The 26,464-nt window shown below is 54.8% G+C and carries 22 protein-coding genes and 4 tRNA genes; 3 read left to right on the top strand and 23 right to left on the bottom strand.

What is annotated here, in order from left to right; all coding sequences use genetic code 11:
- Window positions 1-22 precede the first annotated feature (22 nt).
- The 23 genes from idnD to trxA all read right to left on the bottom strand — a co-directional run bounded on the left by idnD (window position 23) and on the right by trxA (window position 21,552).
- Window positions 23-1,054 carry an L-idonate 5-dehydrogenase gene (gene idnD / locus DPA2511_RS01160; RefSeq protein WP_012763861.1) on the bottom strand — a complete coding sequence of 344 codons (1,032 nt, stop codon included), beginning with the start codon at window positions 1,052-1,054 and terminating at the stop codon, window positions 23-25.
- A gap of 950 nt (window positions 1,055-2,004) precedes the next feature.
- Window positions 2,005-3,162, bottom strand: a complete 1,158-nt coding sequence (locus DPA2511_RS01155; RefSeq protein WP_012763860.1) for a M20 peptidase aminoacylase family protein — start codon at window positions 3,160-3,162, stop codon at window positions 2,005-2,007.
- Window positions 3,163-3,240: 78 nt separating this feature from the next.
- A complete protein-coding gene (locus DPA2511_RS01150) occupies window positions 3,241-4,002 on the bottom strand; it encodes an amino acid ABC transporter ATP-binding protein (protein ID WP_012763859.1) in 762 nt (253 codons plus the stop codon).
- A gap of 9 nt (window positions 4,003-4,011) precedes the next feature.
- Window positions 4,012-4,683: an amino acid ABC transporter permease gene (locus tag DPA2511_RS01145; protein ID WP_012763858.1), complete on the bottom strand. Its 672-nt coding sequence runs from the start codon at window positions 4,681-4,683 to the stop codon at window positions 4,012-4,014.
- A 63-nt stretch (window positions 4,684-4,746) separates the two neighbouring features.
- A complete protein-coding gene (locus tag DPA2511_RS01140; RefSeq protein WP_012763857.1) occupies window positions 4,747-5,514 on the bottom strand; it encodes an amino acid ABC transporter substrate-binding protein in 768 nt (255 codons plus the stop codon).
- Window positions 5,515-6,051, bottom strand: coding sequence for a GNAT family N-acetyltransferase (locus DPA2511_RS01135; RefSeq protein WP_012763856.1), 537 nt, complete (start codon window positions 6,049-6,051; stop codon window positions 5,515-5,517).
- A gap of 11 nt (window positions 6,052-6,062) precedes the next feature.
- Window positions 6,063-7,427: an adenylosuccinate lyase gene (gene purB / locus DPA2511_RS01130; RefSeq protein WP_012763855.1), complete on the bottom strand. Its 1,365-nt coding sequence runs from the start codon at window positions 7,425-7,427 to the stop codon at window positions 6,063-6,065.
- A gap of 251 nt (window positions 7,428-7,678) precedes the next feature.
- Window positions 7,679-8,017 (bottom strand): nuclear transport factor 2 family protein, encoded by a 339-nt coding sequence (locus tag DPA2511_RS01125; protein WP_012763854.1) that lies wholly within the window; start codon window positions 8,015-8,017, stop codon window positions 7,679-7,681.
- 191 nt (window positions 8,018-8,208) lie between these two features.
- Window positions 8,209-8,285: transfer RNA gene (locus tag DPA2511_RS01120), tRNA-Pro, on the bottom strand.
- A 26-nt stretch (window positions 8,286-8,311) separates the two neighbouring features.
- A tRNA-Leu gene (locus DPA2511_RS01115) sits at window positions 8,312-8,397 on the bottom strand.
- Window positions 8,398-8,417: 20 nt separating this feature from the next.
- A tRNA-His gene (locus DPA2511_RS01110) sits at window positions 8,418-8,493 on the bottom strand.
- Between the two features lie 73 nt (window positions 8,494-8,566).
- Window positions 8,567-8,643 (bottom strand) — tRNA-Arg (locus tag DPA2511_RS01105).
- Between the two features lie 146 nt (window positions 8,644-8,789).
- Window positions 8,790-10,184: a bifunctional threonine/serine APC transporter ThrP gene (gene thrP, locus DPA2511_RS01100; RefSeq protein WP_012763853.1), complete on the bottom strand. Its 1,395-nt coding sequence runs from the start codon at window positions 10,182-10,184 to the stop codon at window positions 8,790-8,792.
- 236 nt (window positions 10,185-10,420) lie between these two features.
- Window positions 10,421-11,152, bottom strand: coding sequence for a lipopolysaccharide N-acetylmannosaminouronosyltransferase (wecG, locus tag DPA2511_RS01095; protein WP_012763852.1), 732 nt, complete (start codon window positions 11,150-11,152; stop codon window positions 10,421-10,423).
- Window positions 11,153-11,157: 5 nt separating this feature from the next.
- Window positions 11,158-12,495: an ECA oligosaccharide polymerase gene (gene wzyE, locus DPA2511_RS01090; RefSeq protein WP_012763851.1), complete on the bottom strand. Its 1,338-nt coding sequence runs from the start codon at window positions 12,493-12,495 to the stop codon at window positions 11,158-11,160.
- The gene (locus tag DPA2511_RS01085) at window positions 12,492-13,562 is read right to left on the bottom strand and encodes a TDP-N-acetylfucosamine:lipid II N-acetylfucosaminyltransferase (RefSeq protein WP_012763850.1); all 1,071 of its coding nucleotides are present in this window, start codon (window positions 13,560-13,562) and stop codon (window positions 12,492-12,494) included. The genes wzyE and DPA2511_RS01085 overlap by 4 nt, the downstream gene beginning before the upstream one ends.
- Window positions 13,559-14,812, bottom strand: a complete 1,254-nt coding sequence (wzxE, locus tag DPA2511_RS01080; protein ID WP_012763849.1) for a lipid III flippase WzxE — start codon at window positions 14,810-14,812, stop codon at window positions 13,559-13,561. Before wzxE ends, DPA2511_RS01085 begins: the two co-directional genes overlap by 4 nt.
- Window positions 14,812-15,939, bottom strand: coding sequence for a dTDP-4-amino-4,6-dideoxygalactose transaminase (gene rffA / locus DPA2511_RS01075; RefSeq protein WP_012763848.1), 1,128 nt, complete (start codon window positions 15,937-15,939; stop codon window positions 14,812-14,814). The genes wzxE and rffA overlap by 1 nt, the downstream gene beginning before the upstream one ends.
- Window positions 15,926-16,648, bottom strand: a complete 723-nt coding sequence (gene rffC / locus DPA2511_RS01070; protein ID WP_012763847.1) for a dTDP-4-amino-4,6-dideoxy-D-galactose acyltransferase — start codon at window positions 16,646-16,648, stop codon at window positions 15,926-15,928. Before rffC ends, rffA begins: the two co-directional genes overlap by 14 nt.
- A gap of 23 nt (window positions 16,649-16,671) precedes the next feature.
- Entirely contained in the window at window positions 16,672-17,934 is a 1,263-nt protein-coding gene (gene wecC, locus DPA2511_RS01065) for a UDP-N-acetyl-D-mannosamine dehydrogenase (protein WP_012763846.1), read from the bottom strand.
- The gene (gene wecB / locus DPA2511_RS01060) at window positions 17,931-19,061 is read right to left on the bottom strand and encodes a non-hydrolyzing UDP-N-acetylglucosamine 2-epimerase (RefSeq protein WP_023638095.1); all 1,131 of its coding nucleotides are present in this window, start codon (window positions 19,059-19,061) and stop codon (window positions 17,931-17,933) included. The genes wecC and wecB overlap by 4 nt, the downstream gene beginning before the upstream one ends.
- 485 nt (window positions 19,062-19,546) lie before the next feature.
- Window positions 19,547-20,806 (bottom strand): transcription termination factor Rho, encoded by a 1,260-nt coding sequence (gene rho, locus DPA2511_RS01055; protein WP_012763844.1) that lies wholly within the window; start codon window positions 20,804-20,806, stop codon window positions 19,547-19,549.
- A gap of 419 nt (window positions 20,807-21,225) precedes the next feature.
- On the bottom strand, window positions 21,226-21,552 hold the full coding sequence (gene trxA, locus DPA2511_RS01050; RefSeq protein ID WP_012763843.1) for a thioredoxin TrxA: 327 nt from the start codon (window positions 21,550-21,552) through the stop codon (window positions 21,226-21,228).
- Window positions 21,553-21,671: 119 nt separating this feature from the next.
- On the opposite strand from trxA, the gene rhlB reads away from it, so the two are divergent.
- The 3 genes from rhlB (at window position 21,672) to DPA2511_RS01035 (ending at window position 26,445) form a co-directional block, all read left to right on the top strand.
- Complete coding sequence (gene rhlB / locus DPA2511_RS01045; RefSeq protein ID WP_012763842.1) at window positions 21,672-22,958, top strand: ATP-dependent RNA helicase RhlB; 1,287 nt, start codon at window positions 21,672-21,674, stop codon at window positions 22,956-22,958.
- Window positions 22,959-22,965: 7 nt separating this feature from the next.
- Window positions 22,966-24,462, top strand: a complete 1,497-nt coding sequence (gene gppA / locus DPA2511_RS01040; protein ID WP_012763841.1) for a guanosine-5'-triphosphate,3'-diphosphate diphosphatase — start codon at window positions 22,966-22,968, stop codon at window positions 24,460-24,462.
- Window positions 24,463-24,627: 165 nt separating this feature from the next.
- Window positions 24,628-26,445 carry a glycosyl hydrolase family 28 protein gene (locus DPA2511_RS01035; protein ID WP_012763840.1) on the top strand — a complete coding sequence of 606 codons (1,818 nt, stop codon included), beginning with the start codon at window positions 24,628-24,630 and terminating at the stop codon, window positions 26,443-26,445.
- Window positions 26,446-26,464: the final 19 nt, after the last annotated feature.

Below are 26,464 nucleotides of genomic sequence, written 5' to 3'. Positions count from 1 at the left end.
CTGCTCTCTTCACAATATTTATTCAGAAGACCAACTGTACTTTTGCTGCTTTTGATTTATCCGAAGCGAATAACAGTGCCTCTTCGAGATCGGTAAACGTAAATTCCGCACTCAGCAGCGGCAATGGATCGATAATATGGTCGTTCAGCCAGTGCACCGCCGTCGCGAACTCTTCCGTAAAGCGGAATGTGCCAACCAGCTTAATTTCCTTGGCGATCAACATCATCATTGGAAAATCAGGAACCGCGCCACCCATACCGACCTGAACCTGAACGCCTTTGGCACGGGTCACTTCCAGACAGCGCACAATCGATTGGGGATGGCCGGAGACTTCGAACGAAATATCAAAATAACCTTTATCCCGCAGATAATCCGAGAAATCGCCCGATTGGGCATGCACCGTTTGGGTGGCGCCCATGGTAGATGCCAGGGCCAGAGAACGTTCACTAACGTCGGCACAGACAATTTCAGCCGCGCCCATCGCTTTCGCGGCTGCGACCACCAGACAACCAATAGGCCCGACACCGGACACAAACACCCGTTTTCCTTTAATATCGCCGGCCTGATTGACGGCATGAATTGCCACAGCCAATGGTTCGGCAAATACCATCACGCGATCGTCAGCCTGATTGTCAAAAGGAATACACTGTGCCGTATCGACAACTTTATATTGAGTAAAACCACCGTTAACATGCGGAAAATACATAGCGCTGCCGAAAAAGCGCATCGATACGCACTGATTTTCTTCGTGAGCGAGACAATATTTACAATGACCGCAGGGCTTGCTGGGATTAATCGCGACCTTTTGCTGATAACGTAATTCTTTATTATCACTCTGCTCAATAACACCAATAACCTCATGGCCTAAAACCATGGGTTGTTTGACTTCATAATTACCCACTTTCCCTTCGTGATAATAATGAAGATCCGAGCCGCAAATACCGCCGCGGGTTATTTTAACCAGCGTTCCGCTGCCTTGATAATGACACTCCTGATGAATGACATTAACTTTTTTCTTTCCTTCCACCACACAGGATTGCGTACTTTCGACCATGCCGCACCTCATTACCTAATAAAATTACCGGATAAAAAGTAGTAGCTATAAAACGTTAAATTTAAGGTCAAAAGTTTGAAGCGGATCACTTTAATTCATGTTACATAACACATGTTACGCATAACGTGATTTGATCACATCATTGTTACAAAACGCATGTTACAAATAGTGTGATGCGTTATACAGGCGCCGATTTATTACCTGAAACGCGCCCTACTGTGAAACCCTCCCGCCCAGACCTACAGACCATGTAGCATTTGCCGACACTGATCACGGCTTAACCGCCGATATGCATGTTTGCCGGCGGCAACTACAGGTGTTTCATCAATAAAATACGGCCTCAACATAGCCGCCACCTTGGGCGCAAAAAAAAACGCTTGCCCAATCAAAGGCAAGCGCTAATAAAAATCAGGTCTGAAAGACAACTGTTTAAGTGCCCCACTCAACGTTGCGTCCGCAAACCCGGGAAGTCACCTTCACCGGCAGTTGGACGCCAAGGCACCATAAAGGCTCTGCGTCATTCCCAGGTTTATGAAGCCGAAGCAAGCATAGAGAGTGGAATGAGCATCTACACAACAGATAAAGCAGATATCGTGCCAAAAAAACCACACTCAACATAAAAATTAATTTATTGAATTTTAAGCATTTAATTTATTTTTACGGCAACTGGCGACAACGTCGGCCTAAAAATAACGACGGGGTTCACAGAAAGAGTCGCCAATTGGCAACAACTGCATCGATGCGAAATAAAATTCTTTTATATCAGTCAATTAAATGTCTCCGAATGGAGACGTCACATAGCAAGAATTGTCGCCATTAACCAACAAGACATCCTGTCAGTTTTCAGGCCGATAGCAACACGTAGCCATTGCCGTGCCAAGTCAGGCTGGATGAATGACAACGCCGGCGCTGGTTGCCGGCGTTATTGTTATTGCGTCGAATCACGTTGATCAGTGCGCCGACAGTTGCTCCAGCGATAGCTTCGCCAGTTGATACAGATAGTGCGCAGTGGGGAACAGCGCCTGGTCATCCACCCGGAATTTGGGGTGATGCAGCGCATACGGGCCGCCGGAGCCGACCATCATAAAGGTACCCGGCAGTTTCTGCTGGTAGAAAGCGAAGTCCTCGCCAATCGGGCTGGCCTCCACCCGACGCGCGTCAAAACCCTCGTCGCCGGCAACCTGCAATGCAAACTCCACCCAACGCGGCGTATTCACCACCGATGGCGGGCCGGCGTGCCAGATGAATTCGATTTCTGCGCCGAAGGTACTGGCGATGCCGGCCACCACCTGGCGAAAACGCCGCTCAATCAGATCGCGCGCCTCCTGGCTGAAGGTACGCACCGTGCCTTCCACATAGGCGGTATCCGGGATGACGTTCCAGGTACTGCCGCTGTGCACCTGGGTGATGGATACCACCGCGTTGTTATCCGAGGGTACGTTGCGGCTGACGATGGTCTGCACCGCGGTAATCAGTTGGCCGATGATGATGATCGGATCATTACCTTCATGCGGCTTGGCGGCGTGACAGCCTTTGGCGGCAATGTTGATTTCAAAGCGGTCGACTCCCGCCGTCAGCGCACCGTCTTTACCACCGATGACGCCGACCGGCAGCGTCGGATCGTTGTGGATACCGAAAATGGCGGTTGCGCCGTCCAACGCACCGGCCGCAATCACTTCCGGTGCGCCGAGACCGGTTTCTTCCGCCGCCTGAAACAAAATCCGCACTGTGCCTTTCAATTCCGCTTCCGCGCGTTTAAGTAAAATCGCGGCGCCCAGCGCGGCAGAGGAGTGAAAATCATGCCCGCAGGCATGCATCACGCCGGGGTTTTTCGAACTGAATTCGACACCGGACTCTTCTTCAATCGGCAGTGCGTCAATATCGGAGCGCACCACCACCAATGGGCCATCCTGCAAACCACCCACCTCCGCCACCAGACCGGTTTTCAACGGCAGATCCAAAATGCGGATGCCTTCTTTCTCCAGTTCAGCGCGAATCTTCCGCGTGGTTTCAAATTCCTGATTGGACAGCTCCGGGTGCTGATGCAGTTCGTGCCGGAACGCCTGAATATACTGTGCCAACGGCTCATGCTGCGTGTGCACTTTCATGGTAGGTGACTCCTCTTTTCGCCCTGGGATCAGAACCGCCTGGCACCCCAGGCATAGCAGGTGAACAAACGATGCGCGTCAGATATCAAACTCTGACGGTTCTTCTATATTTGTAAGCTGGCGCAGAAAACGGCGGGTCTGCGGATTGTCGGAGAAGCGGATCACCTTCTCTGCCGGCCCTTGCTCCACGATATGCCCATCCGCCATAAAGATAACCCGATCCGCCACTTCTCTGGCAAACTGCATTTCATGCGTCACAATCACCATGGTGGTGGTGTTGGCCGCCAGTTTCTGAATCACTTGCAACACTTCATGAACACGCTCTGGATCCAGTGCAGAAGTGGGTTCATCGAACAGAATCGCCTTCGGATCCACCGCCAATGCCCGTGCGATACTGACGCGCTGCTGTTGCCCGCCGGACAGCGTGATCGGGTACTGATTCGCTTGCGGCAACAGGCCTACCTGCTCCAGCAGCACCAGACCAATCTCCTCCGCGTGCTTTTTCGGTATTTTTTTCACCACGATCAGGGCTTCGGTGATGTTTTCCAGCGCGGTTTTATTCTTGAACAGGTTGTAATTCTGAAACACCATCGCCGTCTGTCGACGCAGTGCATACTCGGCTTTGGTGGTGTAATGACGGGTATCCAGCGTCTGGTCGCCGATAGTAATAGTGCCCGCCTCCGGCTTTTCCAGTAGGTTCAGACAACGCAGTAACGTCGATTTACCGGAACCGGAAGGGCCGATAATGGCGACGACTTCACCTTCTTCGATGTCCAGGCTGATGTCGTTCAGCACGACCTGCTCACCGAACCGCTTAGTCAGGTTTCTTACGCTAATCATGTCGGCTCCTTAACGCTGCCGGGAATGGCTCAGTTTCTTCTCCAGTCGGGTCTGGAACCAGGAATAGGCGATAATCACCAACCAGTAAATCAGCCCCACGACCAGGAAGGTTTCAAAAAAGCGTAGCGATTCCGCAGCAATCATCTTGCCTTCGGCAAACAGCTCGGAAACACCCAGCGCAAACGCCACCGATGTGTCCTTAATCAGTGAAATAAACGTGTTGCCGGTTGCGGGCAATGCATTAAGCATCGCCTGCGGCAACACAATACGGCGGTAAATTTGTACCCGGCTCATCCCTACGGATAATCCGGCCTCAGTCTGCCCGAAATCCACCGACGCCAGCGCGGCGCGAAAAATTTCTGCCATATAGGCAGAGTTCTTCAGGCTAAAACCGATAATCGCCGCCGCCATCGCCGACAGGCCATTCAGCGCCGGAAACAGCTGAGGCAGGCCGAAATAGATGATGAACAGTTGCACCAACGAGGGAATGCCGCGGAACAAGGAGATATACAACTCCACCAGTTTCGCCACCACCAGTAACCGACTTTCGCGGATCAGCGCCAAAATCAACCCCAGTACAATGGCGAACGCCATCGAAACGATCGCCAGCAACGCCGTGGTCGGCAAATACATTAAGACCTGGGGAAATACCTTCAGCAGGTAGGAAAAATCGATATTCATGGATAAGACCTTGAAGCAGGCGCCTGTCGGCGCCTGCGGAGTTAGCGGGCAAAGGCGGGATTATTAGCCCGCAGTGATATCCTCACCAAAATATTTCACAGACAGCGCCTTCAGACGGCCGTCGGTACGCATTTTACTCAGTTCATCGTCAAACTGTTTGCGCAGCGCGTTTCCTTTCTCATCTTTCTGGAACGGGAAGCCGACTTTTTCCACCACCAGCGGACTACCGACCATCTTAAACGGCAGATTACGCTTGTTGATCTCCGCCAGCAGAATCGGGCGGGAGTTGATATAACCGTCCACCCGTTTGGCGAGTGCATCGCTCATCGCACCATCGCGGGTTTCGTAAGTACGAATATTGACGCTGCCGTCGGCAAACGCCTTTTTCAGGTTGTTAACGTGATTGGAACCCAAAACGCCCGCCACGGTTTTCCCTTTCAGATCATCCAGCGTGTTGATGCCGGTATTATCCTTGTGGGTCACAATCTGACTGCCGTAGTAGCTGTAAGGTTGGGAAAAATTGTATTTTTCCTCGCGCGCAGGGGTGATGGCTACCACGTTGGCGATGGTATCGAGTTTTTTGGCTTCCAGTTGGCCCATCAGGCCGCTGAAGTCCGCAGTAACCCACTCAACTTTGTAATTCAAATCCTTAGCGATGGTTTCCGTCACTTCCACATCAAACCCCACCAGCTTGTTGTCCTGTTTGAACGCGCTGGGGTAGCTCTGACCGGTTGCGCCAACGCGCAAAACTTTGTCATCTTTTTGAGAATCACAACCCGCCATCAGTAAAGCAGCTGCGAATGCGAATGCTGATAAGATTATTTTTTTCATTTATATCTCCGCTCTTGGATGTTTCTTTTTCCACTGGTCATAACGTTGCGGGTCGAGCACTTTCTCCATAAAAATAGTCAGGTGTCCTTTACCCAGATCAGCCTGACACACATCCTTAAACCCATAATTTCTGTACATTTCAAGCAGCCAGGGATGGTTTTTCGCGGTTCCCAGCGATACGGCCGGCGCCTTCAACTGCTCGAGCAGAATGTCTTGCTCCAGCCAGTCCAGCATTTGACGGCCCAGCCCCTGCTGTTTGAAATCAGGGTGTGTGGCGAACCACCCGATATGCGGCAATCCAAACGGCCCCGGCTCCGGCCCCCACGGGTAACGGATCGAACACGAAGAGGCGAAGCGCCCCTCTTTTTCCATCACGTACACGCCGTTATGCTGAATATGAAACCGGATCCGCTCAATGTCCGCGTAAGCGGCATCAAACTTGATGCCCATCTCGCGCACAGGCGCATAAGCCGCCAATGCCAGCTCAAGAAACGCCTCGTCGTCCGCCAGTGTAACCTGGCGAAATATCGTACTCATGGCAACTCCTGTCACTCAGCCAGTAGGCCGCTATCGTCGGCGTAGCGAATGACATCGTCCACTTTCTGCGGCGCGCTGCCCAGATAATTGGTCGGATCGAGCCACGCATCCAGATCATCTGCGCTCAGTTGTGACGCCAGCACTGGGTGCTCCAGCAGCACATCCTTGAAATGACGATTTTGCTCAAACGCCGCCATGGAACATTCGTACACCAGATGGTGCGCCGTCTGTTTTCCCAACCGTTTGCCGATTTCAAACATGACTTTTTCAGACAGCAGCAACCCGTTTTGCAATTCCAGATTGGCGCGCATCTGTTTTTCATTGACCGACATGCCGCGCAAAATACCCAGCGCGTTCTGCAATTGCGCCGACAGATAAATATTGATTTCCGGCAATGCGATCCACTCGGCACGCCAGCTCATGGCATCGCGCTCATGCTCCACTTTCATGGATTCGTGAATCAGGGCAGCACTTTTGAACAGCGGCGCCGTCAGGCTGGCCAACCCTTCCAGGGCAGCGGGATTGCGCTTGTGCGGCATCGTGGTGGAACCGATTTTCCCTTCCGAGAAGGGCTCTTCGATTTCGTTGATTTCGGTACGCATCAGGTTGTACAGCTCGTTACCGATTTTGCCCAGCGTGCCGCTGATCAATACCGCGACAGAGGCATATTCGGAAAAGCGGTCACGGGCGGACTGCCAGCCGATATTCGGCGTATTCAGCCCCAGACGCTTCAACGTCTGGCGTTCAATTTCCGGCCCCAACTCGCCGAAGGAGGCATAGGTGCAGATGGCGCCGCTGATGTTGCCCACCAGCACGCGCTCACGGATTTCATTAAGCCGTTGCAGGTGGCGTACAAATTCATCCAGCCACACCGCCAGCTTGAAACCAAAGGTAGTCGGCAACGCTTGCATGCCGTGCGTGCGTCCCGTCATCGGCGTGTATTGATACTGCTTCGCCAGACGTTTCAGCTCACGCGCTACCAGACGGGTATCGCGCACCACGATATCGAATGACTGCCGCAACTGCAGCACCGTGGCGGTATCCACGACATCCTGTGTTGTCACGCCATAATGAATGTACTCACCGGCGTCGCCGCACTGTTTCTGGATAGCGGTGATGGTAGGCATCAGAGAGTGCTTCATGCGCGCGGCGTCCTGCGCGATGGATTCGATATTCAATGTGCTGGCGTCGGCATGGCGGGCGATGGCATCAGCGGCGTCCTGCGGGATAACCCCCAGTTCACCCTCCGCCAGCGCCAGCGCCACTTCTACGTCAACCTGCCTGGTCATCCGGTTTTGCTCTGACCAAACGGCGCGCATTTCTGGTGTACCAAAATTATTACCAATAAGAAGAAAATCAATGAGATGTGATGCCATAACTTACTCTTGTACGTGTAATATGCGGGCAAAAAAAGGCGGGTCTGTATGATGTAAATATGCCCGAAAATATATCATCCACAGGAGGTCGCCCATATATCTTATAGATATAAGATATACCTCATTGTTTTGTCACATGCCAACAAACACGTCACGCTGGCATGACGAAACATTCACATTGCCATCGAAAAACCGGGTACCGAGCACTCAACACGGCGGCGCCCTCGCTATGACACTGCCTTTCCCGCGATTCAGTCCACGAAGTAAAACCAGGCGGTAACGATCAGACCGTCTTTCACCTCAAACACCGCGATGCTTTCCACCGGCTCGGGAGCGATGCCGTAGATCTTTTCATGGTCGAACACTTTGTTTCCCAACACCGTGCGGGAAAGCAGTTCGGCACGCAGCGCTGGATTATTAAAGCGTTGTTCGCAGTAAAATGCTTCCAGCACGATTTTCCCTTCGATAAAAGGCGACGTCGCCGGCATACGGTAGGCCCGAAAATTATCGCTATAGCAAGCGATAAACCTTGCCAAATCTCGGGCGTTATAGGCTTCAAACTGTTCCTGTACCGGGATGATCACTGACACTAAAACCTCCTATTTATGCACAAAAAATGAATTAAAATTCAAATAAACGTACACGAAGGCGGTCAAAAAAGAAATACGACAAAAGATGAGGTGGCATGATTTGTCATGATGGGAAACCATGACAAAAAACCCGCATCCTCAATTAAGGATGCGGGTCTTAATAAGACTTCCGACTATTTCGGGAAAGAAGATGGTCGGCGAGAGAGGATTCGAACCTCCGACCCACTGGTCCCAAACCAGTTGCGCTACCAAGCTGCGCTACTCGCCGATTTTTTTCTTCTTCAATCGTTTGTGTGGTGCGAAGAGAGGGACTTGAACCCTCACGTCCTGAGGACACTAACACCTGAAGCTAGCGCGTCTACCAATTCCGCCACCTTCGCATATCACAAACTTTAGAAGTTGGGGTGGCTAATGGGACTCGAACCCACGACAACTGGAATCACAATCCAGGGCTCTACCAACTGAGCTATAGCCACCATATACCACTGCTTAACTACGTATTTCGGTACTCGATTACGGGGTACCTCCGCAGCTCCGCGCACAACTTAATGGCGCGCCCGACAGGATTCGAACCTGAGACCTCTGCCTCCGGAGGGCAGCGCTCTATCCAGCTGAGCTACGGGCGCGTAGCGCCGTTGCGGGTGGGGATAGTACGGATTTAATATGGGGCTGTCCAGTGCTTTTTCGCAGAAATGATGCGTTTGCTTATGCTTTGCTCATTTATGAACAAACCCTGACCAGACCGCCTTTCCGCCCCGGCGCACGGCGAAAATTACTCGGCTTCAGCCTGGATTTCCGCCTGTTTTTTACCCAGTCCCAACAAGGCGTAGCAGACGCTGACCACCCCCAGGAATATGCAGCCGACGATCAACGACATTCGGGTATCGACATTCACATACATTCCCACCAATACGCATGCCAAAAACACCATGGTCAGATAGTTGACCCACGGAAACAGTACGGAACGGAATGGGTGGCTCGCTATCGCCGCACGGTGTTGTTCGCGAAAACGTAACTGGCTTATCAGCACCACAAACCACGGCACCATACCCGGCAACACACTGGCGCTGTAAACATAGACGAAAACTTTTTCCGGATTCGGGATGATGTAGTTCAGCATCGAACCGGCAATCAGACACAGGATCGAAACCGCTACCCCGGCAGCCGGTACGCCGCCGGCGGTAACACGCCCCAACGCGGCAGGCAGTTGGCGGTTGCTGGATAGGGAATACAGCATGCGGCCGCAGCTGTACATACCGCTGTTGCAACCGGATAGCGCCGCCGTCAACACAACAAAATTGATGATACCTGCCGCAGCGGTAATGCCGATCCTGGAGAACGTCAACACAAACGGGCTGCCGGTAGTGCCGATTTCATTCCACGGGAAGATAGTGACGATGACGAAAATAGCGCCCACATAAAAAATCAGGATACGCCACAGAATATTGTTAATCGCACGTTTTAATGTCACCTGCGGATTACGGGCTTCACCGGCAGTAATGCCAACCAATTCAACGCCCTGGTAGGACGCCACCACCAGACACAGCGCAAACAGCAATCCCTTCCAACCGCCGGCAAGAAAACCGCCGTGTTCAGTCAGATTGGCAAGTCCGGTGGACTGCCCATGGTTGCCGAAACCGAAAAAGATAATGCCGAGACCTACCACGATCATCACGATAATGGTGGTGATTTTAATCATGGAGAACCAAAACTCGATCTCGCCGTACAGACGCACGGCAGCCAGATTGGCGACGGCGACCATGACCACGGCGGCAATCGCAGGGATCCACTGCGGCAACTCCGGGAACCAATACTGCACATAGACGCCGATAGCGGTAATCTCCGAAATCCCGACCGCCATCCACATAAACCAGTAGCTCCAGGCGGTGAGATAACCGAAGAACGGGCTCAGATAATTGTGCGCATAAACGGCAAAAGAACCGGTTACTGGTTCCAGAAACAGCATTTCGCCCATGCTGCGCATAATAAAGAACACAAAAATACCGGCTACGATATAAGCCAGCAGCACAGACGGGCCCGCCCATTTCAGCGCACTCGCCGCCCCCATGAACAAGCCCACGCCGATAGTGCCCCCCAGCGCGATCAGCTCGATGTGTCGCGCCTCCAGGCCACGGTGAAGCTTGTCCTGTTTGGTTGTATTTGCCATATATCCTCTGTTTTTTTGTATGTCGTTGCTGTATCCCTGCCAGCGATGGAGCTCTGTATGCTTTTTTAAGCACGGCACATCTTGCGGCGATATCGGCCGCCTGCCATAAAAACGGCCGAGAAGATACCGCAATGCCGGCGGGATTCATACCACCCTGTACCCGCGCATGATGAAATATTCATCGATTTATTACGTTGATCTCAGCACAGAATCACGAGGGAAAATTGCGCCGCCGCTTAAAGTCGGCCGGAAAAATGATAAAAAAGGTAGCGTAACAACCGCCATTGCCGACGAATGCGGCTGGGTTGCGTCAATAAACGGTAACACCATTCCAACCCGTTCCTACGCCAGAATGCGGGCGCGCGCCGGACATGCCCGGTGAAAACATCGTAAGTACCGCCGACCCCCATATACAGCGCCCCCGGATAACGACGATAAGCATCGCGGATCAGCAACTCCTGCCGGGGCGACCCCATCGCCACTGTCACCAGTTGCGCCCCGCTCTCGTTGATGCGCTCCAGTAGCGTCGATTGTTGCTCCGCGTCGAAATAACCATCCTGCATCCCGACGATATTCACCCGCCAGCGCGTGCGCAGCCGCTCGGCCGTTTCCGCCAGCACCTGCGCGCGTCCGCCAATCAGAAATACCGGCGTTCCCAATGTTCCCGCACGCTGCATCAGCGCTTCCCACAGATCGACGCCCGCAATGCGCGTCACGTCCGCCGCACGGTACTTACGGCGAATAGAACACACCACGCTGATGCCGTCGGCATAGTTACAGGATACCGTCATCAGCGCCCGCAACTCGTCATTTCGTTCCGTTGTCAGCACCTTCTCGGCGTTGAGCGCCACCAGCATGCCAGGCCGTGGCTGCCCATCGGGAAACAGATACGCCACGCACTGATCCCTATCGCGAAAGCCGCTCACCGCAATACCGCGCAGCATATAGATAGGCACGGTTTCCCGCATCGTTCTTACTCTCCTACGCCGGTCGACGGCGCATCCGTTATCACGCCGGCCCGCACCAACAACCGGTACAGCCCTTTGGCCATCAATACGCTGGCGATAAATACCAGGCTGAAAAACACCATGCGCGAGACAAAGGCGTCCAGCCCTTCCCGCACCAGGACAATCAGGTTGAATAATGCCCCGAAACAAAATGCCTGGATCACCGCCGCCAGCGCGCGATTTGTCGTGCGGCATCCTTGCTGGTAGAGGACATCAACCCCCTTGATAATCCAGCCCACCAGAATGGCCCCCGGCAGCACCCCCCACCAGCCGACCATCACCAGCAGCGACCCCAGCAACGTTGGAGACATCGCAAGCCCGGCATGATAGTTCAACACTTCCCAGGTGAAATAGTTGGCGCTGTTGAGTATCTGCGCCGGGCGCTCCGGCCAAAGCCAGGCGGGAATGAACACATAAAAATCGCGTGCGATCGGCGCCAGCCCTTGTAGGACGATCTGCTCATAACGCTGGCACAGCAACGCCAGATTCTCCCACGGCGAAAACGAGTCCCGCGTCAGGTAGAGGAACGTATAAAAAGCCTGCTCGCCATGAACGTTCAGCCCGTAACGCCGCAGTGCCAGCCAGAACATCAACGCCACGCTCGCCACGCCCACAACCGCGATCCACCGCAGGGCGATCCAGCCGCGCGCGACCCCGATGCAGACGAACAGCATCAACGCCATCATCAGGTTGGCGCGCGTCCCGCCGACGATCAAATAGGTCAGCGCGCCGAACGTCGCGGTCGTCAACAAGAACGCCAGCCAGGCGCGTCGGGTCTGATACAGAAAAAACCACACCAGCATTGCAGGGAGGAAAAAATAGAAAAAGCGCTTTAGCGCCACTCCCGAGACGTCGCGGGAAAAGATCTGGCTGTAGGTGTGCAATCGGAACAGCAGGAAACCGTTGTTGGCGAAAAAAACCGCCGCCGTCATCACCGCCACGGCACCGAGAAAACCAGCCGTCAACAGTGCCTCGGATCGGTTCATTCCTACCGAAAAGGCGTGAGCCGAGCCGTTTGCGGTAGGCCGCCAAATGCGATAACCGGCGAGATAAACGGCATAAAACGCCGCCGCCGCCAGCAGCGCCTGCAACAGCGCCCCCGCCCCGACCGGCTGGACATTAAAATGAAACGCCAGTATCGCGGTGAAAGGGAAGCCGCCATAAAACGTCACCCAATACATCAGCGAAAACAGACCGTGAAAGCTGAACCCGCGATGCCGATATTCGCTGGCGATAGCCTGCGTTATCAGGCCCGAACAGAGCAACCACACACACCCCAAGCCGACACCTTGCCACGCCGTCATGCCGCGCCCCCCGTCGCTTGAACCAACGCCTGTCGCCAGGCCGGCAAATAGTTGGGGCTGAAAAACGTTATCCCCCGGATGTCCGTCCGAGCCAGTTGCCGACGCGCTTCCCATACGCACGTCTCATCCAGTTGATCCTCGCAGAACAGCACCGGCAGTTGCTGTTCCGCCAGATCCTGCCAAAACGGATTGCTGCGGCTGATAACGAACGGCACGCGCAATTGAATCAACAGACACAACGTGCCAATCCCTTGCTGCCGCTGAAAAATAAAGTATCCCAGATCGCAGCGCCGCAGCAGCGCCAGATAATCGTCGAACGCCAGCGGCTGGTGCAACACCCGGAAGTTGGCGCCGAATAGCCGTGTCCCCTGCCGAACCACCTGGGCGACATACGCCGCGTTGCCCGCCGGGTACCCCATCGGCAACACCACCTGAACGTCCGCGCCAAACTGGCGATGAATAGCCGCCAGCGCCTCGCGGTGCCGGTTGCTGCGATCACCCGAATTTCCGACCAGAATCGTCATGGGCGTCGATGGGCCCGGGTTCGCAGCGGGCTCGGACAATGGCGGCATACGGGTGGGGAAATACAGCAGCGATGCCGGCAGATGGGGGCGGAAGCGCTGCACCACGCCCAGATCGCCGCGCGTAGCGAAAACATGCCCGACCTGACGAAACGCCCGGCGCCGCAACAGATAAAACATGCGGTATTGCCAGCCGCACGCCGTTTCATAGAGATCCGCGCCCCAGATATGCCAGCTCACCTGCGTGGGCAGAATCAGCCGCGCCAACAACGCCAGCCACAACCAGACATTGAACTGACCGTGAAAAAAGAAGCGCGTCGAACGATCAGCCCAGGCACGGCGCACCACGGCCATGGCTAACGCGCTCTTACTGCCGAATGCATCGATTCGTAACGCAGGAAATGCCCGCCGTAACGCGGCTGCGTCCTGCGCCGCCACCATAAAATGGTGCGGGATCTCGGACGTCAGGTTGTCATTAAAGAAACCCAGCAATGTCTGATTATGGTGAGGGATATCCGCGCCAAGAATGTGAATCAACGTGTTCATGCCCGCCTGCAATAAAGAGTGAAGACACCCGAACAGAGTAAAAAGTAGATCAGATAGGCCGCCAGATACGCCTGGGCCGCGCCTATCGCGCCATGCAGCGGGATCAGCCAATAGGCGAAAGCAAGCAGCAGCGCACACTGGCAGGTCTCCGCCAGCACATAAAAACGTAGCGATGCGCGAGCCACGACCAGATAACCGAACACATAGGCGCCGACTTTCAATACATCCCCGGCCAATTGCCAACCGAACAGCGATCGCATCGGCGTGAACTTCGGCGAAAACAGCAGCCCAATCCCGATATCTCGCGATAGCCACAATGCGACGGCCCCAAACGACAGCCACGGCAAGACGAAACGCAGCGTCCGCAAAATTTCATCCCGTACCGCCGTTTTCTCCGTCAGGCGCGACAACGTCGGCAATAACCAAACGCTTAACGACGCGGTGATGAATTGCAGCCAGGCGTCCGAAATGGTCATCATGCCCTGCCATATGCCCACGGCATCCCAGCCATCCTGAGCCGCCAGCAGATTACGCATCAACACATAGGACACCGGCAAGGTTACGGCGGTGATCAGCGTCATTAGCGTAAATGTGCCCAATAACCTCGCCTGCCGCCGATCCCAACGCGGCGCAAATGTTCGCCAGCGCAACGGCGTGCGACGATGCAACAACCAGCAGGCGGGAAACACCAGCAACGTCGGGGCCAACGCCAACCCCACCAGCGCGCCGGCATACCCTGTTAGCCACACACACAGGACAAAAGCCATCATGCCGGACACACTGCCGATCACCACGGTCAACGCACAAGCACGGGCATCCCGGAAGCCTTTCAGAATCGCCTGCAACAGGCTGGCGACGGCCATGCCGACTTGCAACAACGCCAGCACCCGGATAACCCGATCATAATCCTCAATGCCAAACAACAGACGGGATAACGGAACGGCCCCCCACCACAACAGCAGAGCCAGCGCCAGAGACCAACCCAGCGTTATGGTCACGGCCGTCCCCAACGACGCCGAAGGCGCATCGGCCGTCGTCGGCGCAGCGGCGATCATCCGAGTGACGCCATTGGAAATACCGGCGCCCGCCAGCGCGCCAAGTACGGTGATCAACTGGCGATAGTTCCCCGCCAGCCCCACCCCCTCCGGCCCAAAAGACAACGCCAGCAGCTTAATCACCACCAACCCGGCGCCAACCTTGACCAACACAGAGCCGGCTGTCCATACCGATGCGCGCGCCAGCGAAGACATCAGAAAAACGCCAGCGCCGCGTCGATCACGGTACGTTGTTCCGCATCCGACAGATTATAAAACAGCGGCAGGCGCACCAATCGGTCGCTCTCCCTGAGCGTACAACCGTCATCGCCGATAAAGCGCCCAAACTGGCGCCCGGCCGGGCTGGTATGCAGCGGGAGATAGTGAAATACCGTTAAAATATCGCGTTCCGACATATGACGGATAAATGCAGTACGTTCGGCGCGATCCTGTAAACGCAGAAAAAACAGGTGCCCATTATGTTCGCAGTCCGCAGGGACATGCGGCAACGTTAAACGCCCGGCATCCGCCAGCGCACGGAAGGCCGCTGCATAGCGTTGCCACAGCTGGCAACGCCGCTGGTGAATACGCGATATCGCCTCCAATTGCCCCCATAGATAGGCCGCCTGTACTTCCGCCATCAGATAGCTGGAACCGATATCGCGCCAAGTGTACTTATCCGTCAGACCACGGAAAAAGCGGCTGCGGTCGGTGCCTTTTTCACGAATAACCTCTGCGCGTTCGACCAGCTCGGGGGCATTAATCAACGTCGCGCCCCCTTCACCGCCCGCGGTGACATTTTTAGTTTCGTGAAAACTAAAGCAGCCGATATGACCGATCGCCCCCAACGGTCGCCCCTGGTAGCGCGACATGATGCCCTGCGCCGCGTCCTCCACCACAAACAGGCCGTAACGCTGCGCCAACGCCATAATCGCCTCCATTTCGCAACTGACGCCGGCGTAATGCACCACCACAATCGCCCGGGTTTTCGCCGTTATCGCCGCCTCGATGGCGCGCGCGTCGATATTCAGCGTATCCGGCCGAATATCCACAAACCGGATACGGGCGCCACGCAACACGAACGCATTCGCGGTGGAGACAAAGGTATAGCTGGGCATGATCACTTCATCATCGGGACCGATATCCAGCAAAATGGCCGCCATCTCCAGCGAGGCGGTACAGGAGGGCGTCATTAACACTCGTTGGCTACCGCTATACTGTTCCAGCCACTGCTGACAGCGTCGGCTAAAGTCACCGTCGCCACTCAACCTGCCGCTTTGCATCGCAGTCTGGATGTACGCCAGTTCAGAGCCGACCACTGCGGGGGCGTTAAATGGGATCATGGGCGCTCCGATAAAGCCAGTAGGCGGTACTCTCAAGACGCGCGCCGCTCCCCAGATACAGTCGCATGGCGGGCAGGTTGCTGGTCTGAGTCGCCACCGCCAGACGACGGATCCGGCGCTGCTGGCACCAGACGCGCGACACCTGCATCAATTGCCGTCCGATACCTTGCCCTTGCATCCCAGGCAACACGGACAGCAACCCGATGCGCGCCAACTGTGGGGACTGTTGGCGTAACGTCACAAACCCCGTCAATGCGCCACCTGGCGCCACTGTCACCAGACAGGCATCGTCAAATTCTCCGTCCACCGCTTTCTCCACCCAGCGGGCATAAAAACGACCGCAATCGTCCTCCCGATACCAGGGCGGCCGGAAACGGCTCCAGACAAACGACTGGGCTGCCGCCGCACGCAACACCGGGATATCGCCAATCTCAGCCTGCCGCACGCCGACGGCGAACTGCGCCCTGGCGGCGGGCACCACCGACATACAGAAACTCGCTTCGCCCTCCGCCAGCCGGAATCCCCACGTAGCGAGCGCATCCGCCCGCACCAGCTCGCTGGCGGCGATTTTAGCCTGACAGAGCGCAAACCGATCCAGCGCCGCGGCAGTCAACGGCGGCGCATCTTGGCCAAAACCCAGCCGGCCGCAGGAACGCTGAAAAAACTCGCTCTCCCAAACTAAAGGTTCGATCACGGCGCATAGCGTCATAGGCCACTCCGGTTAATCATGTTTCAACGCCAGATACCCCGGGTATCCACCACCCAGCGTTGGGCGATCTGCTCGGCAGGGACGGCGCGGAACGCCTGATGATCCACCAACATGACCAGAACATCGGCGTCCCGCAACGCTTGTCGGATATCAGCCGGTACGGCGCAGCCCCGTAATATCGGCGGCAACTCGGGCAAATACGGTTCCACCACCAGCGTTTTTCCTGCGTGCCATTCCGCGATCATGGCGGTGATATCCAGCGCCGGGCTTCCCCGACAATCGTCGATATCCGGTTTGAACGTGAGCCCAAAACAGGCAATGCACAGTGACTTCGGCGTTTTCCCGCTCTGCGCCAACGCATCGGCCACGGCAATCTTCACCCGATCCACCACCCACAGCGGCTTGGCGTCATTCACCAACCGGGCGGTATGAATCAGTTGCGCTTGTCGCGGATGCTGGGAAACGATAAACCACGGATCTACTGCGATACAGTGCCCACCGACGCCCGGCCCCGGCAGAAGGATATCCACCCGGGGATGGCGGTTGGCCAGACGAATCAGCGCCCAGACATCAATGCCCTGCTCGGCGCAAATCAGCGACAGTTCATTGGCGAAAGCCAGGTTGACGTCGCGAAAACTGTTTTCCGTCAGCTTGCACATCTCTGCTGTGCGCGTATCCGTCACCATGCACTCGCCTTCGAGGAAAATGCGGTAAAGCTCGCAGGCGCGAGCAGCGCACCGTTCCGTCATACCGCCGATAACCCGATCGTTACGCGCCAGCTCCTGCATGATATTTCCCGGCAGAACCCGCTCCGGGCAATAAGCGATACGAACATCCGACTGCTCGCCCCGCTGTTGTGGAAAGCTCAGATCCGGCCGCGCCAGCGCCAGCCACTCAGCCAGTTGCTCCGTCGTCCCGACCGGCGAGGTGGACTCCAGCACCACCAGATCGCCAGGCTTCAGGACGTCGGCCAGCCCTCGGGCTGCCATCTGCACAAACGTTAAATCCGGTTGGTGATCACCCTGCAGCGGCGTCGGTACGGCAATCAGAAACGCATCTGCCGCCATCGGACGGTGGGTGGCGCGCAAAAAACCCTGCGCTACCGCCATACGAGTCAGACGGGCGAGATCGGGTTCAGTAACCGTCATCTCTCCCTGATTGATGGCCTCCACGAGCGAGCGATCCAGATCGACGCCCACTACGTTCGGATGTCGCAAAGCGAACATCACGGCCGTCGGCAGGCCGATATACCCCAACCCAATAACGGAAATCGTGTCAAAACTCATAACATCACCTGATGCTGCTTTAATACATCCACTATGCGTTGACTGGCGCGCCCGTCGCCGTAAGGATGATATCGCTGTAACATGGACTGATAAGCCTCTTCATCGCTCAACAACGCAGATACGCCGTGCAAAATGGCGTCCGTATCCGTACCGACCAGCCGTACCGCCCCCGTCGCCAGTACCTCCGGACGTTCGGTGGTTTCTCTCATCACCAACACCGGCCGGCCCAACGCGGGCGCTTCTTCCTGAATACCGCCGGAATCAGTGAGAACCAGCCAGGCGCGATCCATCAGGTACACAAAAGACAGGTAATCCTGCGGCTCGATCAGGAAGATATTGCTGATGCCGTGCAAAATGCGGTTGACCGGCTCGGCCACGCTTGGGTTGCGATGTACCGGATAGACAATCTGCACATCTGGATGATGGTGGGCTATTGCGGCCAGAGCCGTACAGATTCTTGCCATACCGCCGCCGAAGCTTTCACGTCGGTGCCCTGTCACCAGAATCATTTTGCTGTCAGGCTTCAGAAAAGCGTATTGATCTTCCAGCCCGCGACGTAATACCGGATCGCGACCAATCAGATCACGCACCCAATACAGTGCGTCAATCACGGAATTGCCAGTGACCCAGATGCGGTCATCCGGAACCTGCTCCCGCAGCAGGTTGCCCCGGGCTTGCGGCGTCGGTGCAAAATGGTAGGTGGCCAAACGGCTGGTCAGCGTGCGGTTGGCCTCTTCCGGCCAGGGTGAATTCAGATTACCGGTGCGCAACCCCGCTTCCACATGCGCGACAGGAATACGATGATAAAACGCCGCCAGACTGGCCATCAGTGTAGTGGTGGTATCGCCGTGCACCAACACCACGTTTGGTTGAAAATCGGCCAGAACAGGCTTAAGCCCGGAAAGAATACGCGCGGAGATTTCCGCCAATTCCTGATCTGGCTGCATGATGTCCAGATCGTAATCCGGCACGATGCCAAACAGGTTCAGCACCTGATCGAGCATTTCACGATGCTGCGCCGTCACGCAGATGCGGGATTCAAACAAGCAGTCCTGATTTATTGTCCGGATCAATGGCGCCATTTTTATCGCCTCCGGGCGAGTACCGAAAACCGTCAAGACTTTCACCATGTCTCTCTTTACTCAGGGTTGACGAGCAATGCGGGCAGCATCTCGCTATCTCGCATGAATACATGTCTGGCATTCACGCAGTATAAGACAGACCCCATTTCAACAGGAACGCATGCCCTCGCTGATGTCAGGGCAACATTGCATAGCGGTAAAAATACATTGGGGACCATCAGGTTGTACCGATATCGAGAACCTGAGCAAATAGTGATAGCTCTGAAATAAAGCTATCGTGCTTTACCAAAATGGCGGTTGGATAAAGGGGCAGCCACTGGCATCAATTTACTCTCTGGTCAGGCGTAAACCTGCATGCAGATTCCTCACTAACCCGGCGCTACGATTAAATACGCGCAACCTTATGTCCTCTAAACCATATGTCCTCTAAACAACCACCACTTCCCGAGGCGGTGGTTTAAAGCTGACAATAAAAAACGCCACGATGATGGTGGCGTTTTTCTTTTTAAACAACAGCGATGGGATCCGCGTTATGAGCGTTTCATCATGTCGAAGAACTCGTCGTTGGTCTTCGTCATCGCCAGTTTGTTGATGAGGAATTCCATTGCGTCGATTTCCCCCATCGGGTGGATAATTTTACGCAGAATCCACATTTTCTGCAGTTCTTCCTGCGTGGTGAGCAATTCTTCTTTACGTGTACCAGAACGGTTGTAATCAATGGCCGGGAAGACACGTTTTTCAGCGATTTTACGAGAAAGGTGCAGTTCCATGTTACCTGTCCCTTTGAACTCTTCGTAAATCACTTCGTCCATCTTGGAACCGGTGTCGATTAACGCGGTGGCGATAATCGTCAGGCTACCGCCCTCTTCAACGTTACGAGCAGCACCAAAAAAGCGTTTCGGCCGATGCAAAGCGTTGGCATCCACACCACCGGTCAACACTTTACCTGAGGCCGGCACCACTGTGTTGTAAGCGCGCGCCAGGCGGGTAATGGAATCCAGCAGGATGATGACGTCTTTCTTGTGCTCAACCAAGCGTTTGGCCTTCTCGATCACCATTTCAGCAACCTGCACATGGCGGGAGGCGGGTTCATCAAACGTCGACGCAACAACTTCCCCTTTAACCAAACGTTGCATTTCCGTGACTTCTTCCGGACGCTCATCAATCAGCAGAACCATCAGTACGCAATCCGGATGATTGTAGGCGATGCTCTGTGCAATATTCTGCAACAGCATGGTTTTCCCTGCTTTCGGCGGCGCGACGATCAGGCCGCGCTGACCACGACCGATAGGCGCGGCAAGATCCAGAACGCGCGCGGTCAGGTCTTCCGTCGAACCGTTACCGCGTTCCATACGCAGACGAGAATTAGCATGCAGCGGCGTCAGGTTTTCAAACAGGATTTTATTGCGGGCGTTTTCCGGCTTGTCGTAATTGACTTCGTTAACTTTCAGTAGCGCAAAATAACGCTCACCTTCTTTCGGCGGGCGAATTTTTCCGGAAATAGTGTCGCCGGTGCGAAGGTTGAAACGACGGATTTGACTGGGGGAAACATAGATATCATCGGGGCCGGCGAGGTAGGAACTATCTGCTGAACGGAGGAAACCAAAACCATCCTGCAATATTTCCAGCACACCATCGCCAAAGATGTCTTCACCACTTTTCGCGTGCTGCTTGAGGATAGCGAAAATAATATCCTGTTTACGCATGCGAGCCAGATTCTCCAGCCCCATATTTTCGCCAAGAGTAATCAACTCAGAAACCGGCGTGTTCTTTAATTCGGTAAGATTCATAATGGTGGGTTCTTAAACTCGGGGTAAATCTCGAACTATTAACGTGAATGGTATGGCAGGATCATCCGTGCCTCTGTAACGGCCTTCAACCACCGGATGCCCGAGCTGTAGTCAGCGCCAAAATACGCGAACCTTGCACATACAACACGGCAAAAGATCGAAGACACCTTAAAAAACCAATTAATTTAAAACTATCAGATTGCCAAACCGGATAATGGATATCGATAACAAAACATTTTCCGATTTCGACACAGAATAAAACTCTAGACTCTAACTTCAGGCTTAAACCCAAAGGTTTAAACATAGGTAAGTACGATATGCAGTAATGACGAATCTAGCACGCTTCCCGATGGGCGTCCAGCAATCAAAATGAGAAAACTCATTATCTGCCGCCGCCCAGGGAAATGCTGTAAAGCAGATTATAAATTGTGGGAGATGAACTCTTTCAGCTGACCTTTAGACAACGCACCCACTTTGGTGGCAGCCAGCTCTCCGTTCTTAAACAGTAACAAAGTGGGGATGCCACGAATGCCGTACTTCGGTGCAGTTGCCGGATTTTCATCAATGTTCAATTTGGCTACGGTCAACTTACCTTCAAATTCGTCAGCGATTTCGTCCAAAATCGGAGCAATCATTTTACAGGGACCACACCACTCCGCCCAGAAATCAACCAGCGTAGGACCTTCAGCCTGCAATACTTCCGCATCAAAACTGCCGTCTGTCAGGTGAATAATTTTATCGCTCATGTTCTACTCCGCAGGATTATATCTACCTAGTTGGTGTAGCATTAACCAACTGTGAGGTTGACTTTATTTCACCGGATACGCTTTCGTAAAGCAACAGTTAGCTGATATTCTATCATACTATGAGCAAAACACACTTAACCGAACAGAAGTTTTCCGACTTCGCGCTGCACCCGCTGGTTATCGAAGCGCTTGAAAGTAAAGGGTTTCATAACTGCACCCCGATTCAGGCATTGGCACTGCCGCTGACTTTGTCAGGGCGTGACGTAGCAGGACAAGCGCAAACCGGTACTGGCAAGACGCTGGCGTTTCTGGCGTCTACTTTTCATCATTTGCTTTCCCATCCGGCTCTCGCTGATCGTCAGGTCAATCAACCTCGCGCACTGATAATGGCGCCAACCCGCGAACTGGCTGTCCAGATCCATACGGACGCGGAAGCGCTCGCTCGAGTGACCGGCTTCAAACTGGGACTCGCCTACGGCGGCGACGGTTATGACAAACAGTTGAAGGTGCTGGAAAACGGCGTCGACATTCTTATCGGCACAACCGGCCGGCTAATCGATTACACCAAACAGAACCATGTCAATCTGGGCGCTATCCAGGTTGTGGTACTGGACGAAGCCGACCGCATGTACGACCTCGGCTTTATCAAAGATATCCGATGGTTGTTCCGCCGCATGCCTTCCGCGAACCAGCGTCTGAATATGCTGTTTTCCGCTACATTGTCTTATCGTGTACGCGAACTGGCGTTCGAACAGATGAACAACGCCGAATATGTGGAAGTCGAACCCGAGCAGAAAACTGGCCACCGCATTAAAGAAGAACTGTTCTATCCTTCTAACGAAGAAAAGATGCGCCTGCTGCAGACGCTGATCGAAGAAGAGTGGCCTGACCGCTGCATCGTGTTCGCCAATACCAAACACCGCTGTGAAGAAATTTGGGGTCATCTGGCGGCCGACGGCCATCGCGTAGGACTGCTGACCGGCGATGTCGCGCAGAAGAAACGGTTGCGTATTCTAGAAGAATTCACCCACGGCAATCTGGATATCCTGGTCGCAACCGACGTAGCGGCTCGTGGGCTGCACATTCCTGCGGTAACGCACGTATTCAACTACGATCTGCCGGACGACTGCGAAGATTATGTTCATCGCATCGGGCGAACCGGTCGCGCGGGCGCCAGCGGTTATTCCATCAGTCTGGCCTGTGAAGAATATGCGCTGAACCTGCCAGCTATCGAAACCTATATCGGCCACAACATCCCGGTAAGCAAATATAACAGCGACGTGCTGTTGAATGATTTGCCGGAACCCAAACGCCTGAGTCGCCCGCGTTCCACCGGAGGCCCGCGACGTCCCGGCGCTCCCCGTCGTAGCGGCGCTCCCCGTAACAACCGAAAACGCCCGGGCTGATTCGTCGATGCTGAGATCTTCTTCTCTCTATGCCGCTATTGATTTAGGTTCCAACAGCTTTCATATGTTGGTGGTGCGCGAAGTGGCTGGCAGTGTACAGACGCTGGCGCGCATCAAACGCAAGGTCAGGCTGGCTGCCGGATTGGACGCCAGTAATCATCTCTCCCAAGAAGCCATGCAGCGCGGTTGGCAATGTCTGGCGCTGTTCTCTGAACGTTTGCAGGACATTCCGCCGGAGCAGGTTCGGGTGGTGGCGACGGCGACGCTAAGACTGGCCACCAATGCGGACGAATTTCTGGAGCGCGCCCAAAAAATTCTGGGATTGCCGATCCAGGTCATTAGCGGCGAAGAAGAAGCTCGGCTGATTTATCAAGGTGTTGCACACACAACTGGCGGCCCGGAACAACGGCTGGTGGTGGATATCGGTGGTGGCAGCACTGAACTGGCCACCGGTACGGGAGCGCAGACCACACAGTTGTTCAGCCTATCAATGGGGTGCGTAACCTGGCTGGAACGCTACTTTGGCGATCGCAATCTCGGCGCGGAAAACTTCGCACGGGCAGAACAAGCGGCGCGGGAGCGGTTGCATCCCATCAAGGATGCATTGCTCAATCAGGGCTGGCAGGTTTGCGTCGGCGCGTCCGGCACTGTTCAGGCCCTGCAGGAAATCATGGTGGCGCAGGGGATGGACGAATACATCACCTTGTCCAAACTGCAGCAGCTCAAGCAGCGCGCCATCCAATGCGGCAAGCTGGAAGAGCTGGAAATCGAAGGGCTCACATTAGAGCGCGCGCTGGTATTTCCCAGCGGGCTATCCATCCTGCTGGCGATCTTCCAGGAATTGCAGATCGGCGCCATGACGTTGGCAGGCGGCGCGCTGCGCGAAGGTCTGGTGTACGGCATGCTGAATTTACCCATCGAGCAAGATATTCGCCACCGCACACTGCAAAACCTGCAACGCCGCTACCTGCTTGACGCAGAACAGGCACAACGAGTCAGCGCGTTGGCTGATAACTTCATGCAGCAGGTAGCGCGAGACTGGCAGTTGGACAACCGATGTCGGGAATTACTGCGCAGCGCCAGTCTGGTTCATGAAATCGGTCTGAGCATCGATTTTCGTCAGGCACCGCAACATGCCGCTTACCTGATTCGCAACAGTGACTTACCCGGCTTCACGCCTGCACAGAAAAAACTGTTGGCGACCCTACTGCAGAACCAGTGCAACACCATCGACCCGATCCCCCTGACACAACAAAATGCATTGCCGGTAGTACAGGCTCAACGCCTGTGTCGCCTGCTGCGACTGGCGATCATTTTCGCCAGTCGTCGTCGCGACGACACTCTGCCGGCCGTTCGGCTACGCGCCGAAGGCGACACGCTGCGTGTCATCTTACCGAGCGGCTGGCTGAATCAGCATCCGTTACGTTCGGAAACGCTGACGCAGGAAAGCCTGTGGCAAAGTTACGTCCACTGGTCTTTGCTCATCGAAGAACACTCCGCCTGATAAAAAATGGAGTAACAATTGGTTACTCCATTCAACCACGCCTTTTGCTGATATGTGATCGCTTTCGGGGCCTTCTCAAAACCCTGGATGTATTTTTATAAAACGACATTTTGAATTTGTTCGTTTTGATCCATTGTTCTCCCCAATTACGTAAAAGGAACCAGGATGAGTACACCCTCACTACCCCGGAATACGTTCTGTCTGGCAACGTTGATCCCGCTTCTACTGCTAGCGCCGCCGACTCTGGCGGCGTCCCGGCAGGCACCGCAAAAACTACAGGTTCCCACGCTGGCTTACGACGATCACAGCGTTGTATTGGTGTGGGACGCTCCGGAAGATACCGCCGCAATTACCGACTATCAGGTTTACCAGAATGGCCGGCTCGTCGGGCTGGCTAGCCAAATCGCCGACAAATACTCGCCAGCACAGCCTTACATCACAGCGTTTTACCGTGCGGATACCCGTAGTTTCCATCATAAAATCGTGCTGCAGAACGCCCGTATCGAAGGATTGAAAGCTGACACGGAATACCGCTTCACCGTCCGCACGGTCTATGCCGACGGCACAGTGTCCGCAGATAGCAACGCTGTCGTGGCGAAAACCGCCGCACCGCCGCAGATAATCAACATCACGCACTACGGCGCCAAAGGCGACGGCACGACACTCAATACCACTGCCATTCAGAACGCCATCAACGCATGTAACACCGGCTGTCGTATCGACATACCGGCAGGCGTATTTAAGACCGGCGCGTTGTGGCTGAAAAGCGACATGACCCTGAATCTGATGGAAGGCGCCACGCTGCTGGGTTCAGAAAACGCGGCGGATTACCCCGCAGCCTATCAGATTTACAGCTATTCATCCCAGATGCGCCCGGCATCGCTGCTGAACGCCATCGATAAACACCATTCCACCGTCGGCACCTTTCAAAACATTCGTATCATAGGGAAAGGCGTTATCGACGGTAACGGCTGGAAGCGCGATACCGCCACGGAGGCTAAGGATGAAACCGGAGCGGTGATTCCCCATTACGTGAAAAGCAACAACAGCAAAGTCGGCAAGGACGGCATACTGGCCAGCAGTCAGGTGGCTGCCGCCATTGCCGACGGCCTGGACGCTAAAACTGCCTATGGCCAGGCCCGCTCCAGCCTGATTACGCTGCGCGGCGTGAAGAACGTCTATCTTGCCGACATCACCATTCGCAACCCGGCCTTCCACGGCATGATGTTTCTGGAAAACCAACATGTGGTGGTTAATGGCGTCACCCACCACACTTACGACGCCAACAACGGCGACGGTATCGAGTTCGGCAACAGCCAAGACACTATGGTGTTTAACAGTGTGTTTGACACCGGGGACGACTGCATCAACTTTGCAGCCGGAATGGGGAAATCAGCGGAACATCAGGAAGCGACGCAAACCTCATGGCTGTTCAACAACGCCTTTATTCATGGCCATGGCGCGGTTGTACTGGGTAGCCACACCGGGGCTGGTATCGCAGATGTCCTGGCGGAAAACAACGTCATGAATCAGACCGATATCGGTTTGCGCGCAAAAAGCGCGACCAGCATCGGCGGCGGCGCTCATAACATTACCTTCCGTAATAACGCCATGAAAAATCTGGCGAAACAGGCCGTTATCGTGACGTTAAGTTATAGCGACGCCAACAGCACCACCGACTACACGCCAGCCGCCACGTCGGCACGTTTCTACAACTTCATGGTGAAAAACGTGACGGTACAGAATTCGACCGGCAAGAGCCCATCCATTGATATCACCGGCGACAGCAAAAACGGCATCTGGCACAGCCAGCTGAACTTCAGCAACATGAAACTGGACAACGTCATGCCAGTCGCCATCAGCGACTTGGCCGACAGCCAGTTCACTCATCTCACCTTCACCCATCTACAAAGCGGCAACACGCCGTGGAACTTCGGCGCGGTGAAAAACGTCAGCGTAGATGGCAAAACCGTGACGCCCTGACGTTCTCGTATCCACCCTG

The sequence above is a fragment of the Musicola paradisiaca NCPPB 2511 genome (assembly GCF_000400505.1).
Classification (GTDB): Bacteria; Pseudomonadota; Gammaproteobacteria; order Enterobacterales; family Enterobacteriaceae; genus Musicola; species Musicola paradisiaca.
The sequence above is the reverse complement of the archived record's forward strand: the minus strand, read 5'-3'. Positions and strand labels throughout refer to the sequence as shown.

Excerpts from the sequence above, each read along its gene's own strand:
- thrP (WP_012763853.1), bottom strand. The coding sequence starts at position 10,184 with ATGGCAAATACAACCAAACAGGACAAGCTTCACCGTGGCCTGGAGGCG.
- idnD (WP_012763861.1), bottom strand. The coding sequence starts at position 1,054 with ATGGTCGAAAGTACGCAATCCTGTGTGGTGGAAGGAAAGAAAAAAGTT.
- DPA2511_RS01085 (WP_012763850.1), bottom strand. The coding sequence starts at position 13,562 with ATGAACACGTTGATTCACATTCTTGGCGCGGATATCCCTCACCATAAT.
- gppA (WP_012763841.1), top strand. The coding sequence starts at position 22,966 with ATGCTGAGATCTTCTTCTCTCTATGCCGCTATTGATTTAGGTTCCAAC.
- rhlB (WP_012763842.1), top strand. The coding sequence starts at position 21,672 with ATGAGCAAAACACACTTAACCGAACAGAAGTTTTCCGACTTCGCGCTG.
- DPA2511_RS01135 (WP_012763856.1), bottom strand. The coding sequence starts at position 6,051 with ATGAGTACGATATTTCGCCAGGTTACACTGGCGGACGACGAGGCGTTT.
- wzxE (WP_012763849.1), bottom strand. The coding sequence starts at position 14,812 with ATGTCTTCGCTGGCGCGCGCATCGGTATGGACAGCCGGCTCTGTGTTG.
- wecG (WP_012763852.1), bottom strand. The coding sequence starts at position 11,152 with ATGCGGGAAACCGTGCCTATCTATATGCTGCGCGGTATTGCGGTGAGC.
- wzyE (WP_012763851.1), bottom strand. The coding sequence starts at position 12,495 with ATGACGGCGTGGCAAGGTGTCGGCTTGGGGTGTGTGTGGTTGCTCTGT.
- wecC (WP_012763846.1), bottom strand. The coding sequence starts at position 17,934 with ATGAGTTTTGACACGATTTCCGTTATTGGGTTGGGGTATATCGGCCTG.
- DPA2511_RS01155 (WP_012763860.1), bottom strand. The coding sequence starts at position 3,162 with ATGAAAGTGCACACGCAGCATGAGCCGTTGGCACAGTATATTCAGGCG.
- DPA2511_RS01140 (WP_012763857.1), bottom strand. The coding sequence starts at position 5,514 with ATGAAAAAAATAATCTTATCAGCATTCGCATTCGCAGCTGCTTTACTG.
- rffA (WP_012763848.1), bottom strand. The coding sequence starts at position 15,939 with ATGATCCCATTTAACGCCCCCGCAGTGGTCGGCTCTGAACTGGCGTAC.
- trxA (WP_012763843.1), bottom strand. The coding sequence starts at position 21,552 with ATGAGCGATAAAATTATTCACCTGACAGACGGCAGTTTTGATGCGGAA.
- rho (WP_012763844.1), bottom strand. The coding sequence starts at position 20,806 with ATGAATCTTACCGAATTAAAGAACACGCCGGTTTCTGAGTTGATTACT.
- purB (WP_012763855.1), bottom strand. The coding sequence starts at position 7,427 with ATGGCATCACATCTCATTGATTTTCTTCTTATTGGTAATAATTTTGGT.
- DPA2511_RS01145 (WP_012763858.1), bottom strand. The coding sequence starts at position 4,683 with ATGAATATCGATTTTTCCTACCTGCTGAAGGTATTTCCCCAGGTCTTA.
- rffC (WP_012763847.1), bottom strand. The coding sequence starts at position 16,648 with ATGACGCTATGCGCCGTGATCGAACCTTTAGTTTGGGAGAGCGAGTTT.
- DPA2511_RS01035 (WP_012763840.1), top strand. The coding sequence starts at position 24,628 with ATGAGTACACCCTCACTACCCCGGAATACGTTCTGTCTGGCAACGTTG.
- DPA2511_RS01150 (WP_012763859.1), bottom strand. The coding sequence starts at position 4,002 with ATGATTAGCGTAAGAAACCTGACTAAGCGGTTCGGTGAGCAGGTCGTG.